This window comes from Saccharomonospora halophila 8, assembly GCF_000383775.1.
Lineage (GTDB): Bacteria > Actinomycetota > Actinomycetes > Mycobacteriales > Pseudonocardiaceae > Saccharomonospora > Saccharomonospora halophila.
In genome coordinates this window covers 1-2,481 of sequence record NZ_KB912521.1, presented here as the reverse complement: position 1 = coordinate 2,481, position 2,481 = coordinate 1, and the positions used below count along the sequence as shown (strand labels likewise).

The 2,481-nt window shown below is 73.4% G+C and carries 3 protein-coding genes; all 3 read right to left on the bottom strand.

Features of this window, described 5'->3' with window-relative positions; all coding sequences use genetic code 11:
- Window positions 1–1,133 (bottom strand): MFS transporter (locus SACHA_RS0107740; RefSeq protein ID WP_019808540.1); only part of this gene is annotated, 1,133 nt, incomplete at its 3' end.
- Entirely contained in the window at window positions 1,130–1,687 is a 558-nt protein-coding gene (locus SACHA_RS20895; protein WP_019808538.1) for a MarR family winged helix-turn-helix transcriptional regulator, read from the bottom strand. The genes SACHA_RS0107740 and SACHA_RS20895, both read right to left, overlap by 4 nt.
- A gap of 60 nt (window positions 1,688–1,747) precedes the next feature.
- Window positions 1,748–2,329: a YqgE/AlgH family protein gene (locus SACHA_RS0107730; RefSeq protein WP_028662978.1), complete on the bottom strand. Its 582-nt coding sequence runs from the start codon at window positions 2,327–2,329 to the stop codon at window positions 1,748–1,750.
- Window positions 2,330–2,481: the final 152 nt, after the last annotated feature.

Here is a 2,481-nt window from a genome sequence, read left to right as displayed (position 1 = left end):
CGGACCTCGGCAACTTCCGCGACGAGCCCGCCCCGGAAGTTGCCGAGGTCCGGCCCGGCGACCCCCACGACGTGCTCGACCGAACTCACCCGGCCGCGGTGCGAGTCGGGGACGGCCAGCTGCACCAGCGCCCCCCGGGTGACGACCGCGACCGTGTCGGCCGCCCCGGCGACCGAGAGACAGCCCAGGGTGAGCCACAGCGAGCCGACCAGGCCGAATCCGGCGAGCGCGAGTCCCCACACCCCCGCCGCCAGCAGTTGCGCGAGCCCGACCCGCCGCACCCGGCTGAACAGCCCGGACACCGACCCGGCCGCGACCCCGCCGACGGCGATCGCCGACAGGAACAGCCCCAACGTCTCCGGCGCACCGCCGAACCGGTCCGCGTTGACGGCGGGGAACAGGGCGACCGGCATGGCGGGCACCGTGGACAGCAGATCCGTCAGCACCGCACCGCCCACGACGCGACCGCGCAGCACGTACCGCACGCCCTCCCGGGTGGTCCGCAGGCCCGGCCGGGATCCTCCGCCGTCGGGCCGCAGGGACGGGAGTCCCGCAATCCCGTAGACGCCGACCAGCAGGGTCAGCGCGTCGACGGCGTAGCAGAGTCCCGCGCCGCCGTGCGCGGTGAGCACACCCCCCAGCGCCGGGCCGGCCAGCATGGCCACCTGGAAGCTCAGGTTCGTCAGCGCGAGTCCGGCCGCGACCTCGTCGGCGGGCAGCAGCCCCACCACGAACGTCTTCCGCGCGGGCGCCCCGAGCCCCTGGAATCCGGCCTGCGCCCCCACCAGCGCCAGTACCACCCACAGCGACCCCACTCCGGCGAACGCCTGGGCGGCGAGCAGCACGGCCGCCAGGAACTGACCGGAGGTGGTGACCACCACGAGCTTCCTGCGGTCGACCGCGTCCGCCAGCGTGCCCCCGACCAGGCCGAACACCACCATTGGCACCGCCTGTGCCAGTCCGATGGCCCCCACGGCGACGGAACTCCCGGTCAGCTCCCACACCTGCGCGAGTACCGCCACCACCGCGAGCTGGTGGCCCAGCGTCACGCAGATGCTGCTCACCCACAGCCGCCGGAACGCCGCCGACGAGCGCAACGGCCGGATGTCGGTCACCCCACCGAGGAGTTTCACGGGAAACCGGGCCCCGAGGTCCCGGGAGGGGCAGGGGGGTCGGCGGCGTCGGGACCGGGCTCGTCGAGGTGCCGGACGATCCGGTCGCGGAAGGAACGCCGCGCCAGCGCGGCCTCCATGTCGCGGACGACCTGCCGGAGCGGGTAGGGGATCTCGGCGTCCAGCTCCTCCGCCGCGCGTTCGGTGGCCAGCCACTCCGCTTCGAGGAAGGGCACCAGCTCCCGCGCCCGGTCGGTGAGCACGACCTCGCGGGTACGGGCGTCCCGGCCGGGGCGGGTGGTGACCATCCCGTCGGTACGCAGCGCGCCGACGGTCTGGCTCATCGCCGAGTGGGTCACCTCCAACGACTCGGCGAGCTGCCGGATGGTCATCGGACCGCGGCGGGCGAGACGGATCAGCGGCATCGTGAAGCGGGGCTGCACGCGCACCCCGCGTTCGCTGTAGAGGCGGGCGATCTCCGCCTCCATCGCCTGCCGCAGCCGGGACAGCGGGCCCCAGAAGTCGAGTTCCGTCGGGTCGTCGGGCGGGAGCGGTTCCGGAGGTTCGGACGACATCACTCCGATATGACAGCACTTGTACAAGTGCTTATGCAAGTGCTGTCACATTGCTGCGGCTCAGTTGAGCTGAAGGTCTCCCGGGTGGGTGGCCAGGAACGCGGTCGGCAGGCCCTGCCTGCGCAGGACCTGACTCCAGAGGTCCCCGTCCGGGGTCGCCAGCACGTCACCCGGCAACGCGGGCACGATCAACCAGTCACCCCGGTCGATCTCCTCGGCGAGCTGGCCCGAGTCCCAGCCCGCGTATCCGGCGAACACGCGCATCCCGCGGACCCGTTGCACCAGCGCGTCCGGCTCGGCGTCCAGGTCCACCAGTGCCACCGGGCCGCGTACGGCGATCACCCCCGGCACGCTCGCCGCCGTCTCCCCGGTCCGCAGGGCGGCCAGGCACAGGGCCGTCTTCTTCTCCACCGGACCGCCGACGAACACCGACCGGGGCGCCACGACGTGCTCGCCCCAGTTGGGCAGCACCTCGTCCACCTCGACCTCGCTCGGCCGGTTCAACACGACCCCGAGCGTCCCCTCGTCCCGGTGGTCGATCACGAAGACCACGGTCCGGCGGAAATTCGGGTCGAACATGGTGGGGGCAGCGACCAGGAGTGTTCCCGGCTCAACCTCGGCGTCCGCTCGCACGCCCCCCATGATCCCATCACGGGGTCCTCCCGCGCGGCACGGCGTGCCCTTCAGGGAGGCGCCCGGTCGGTCCGTCGGTGCGATCGGCACTCCGCCGCCGCCCGTTAGGGTGAACCTCCGTGCGTGGCGCGCCCCGCCGGACCCGGCGTCGCGGAGCCGCC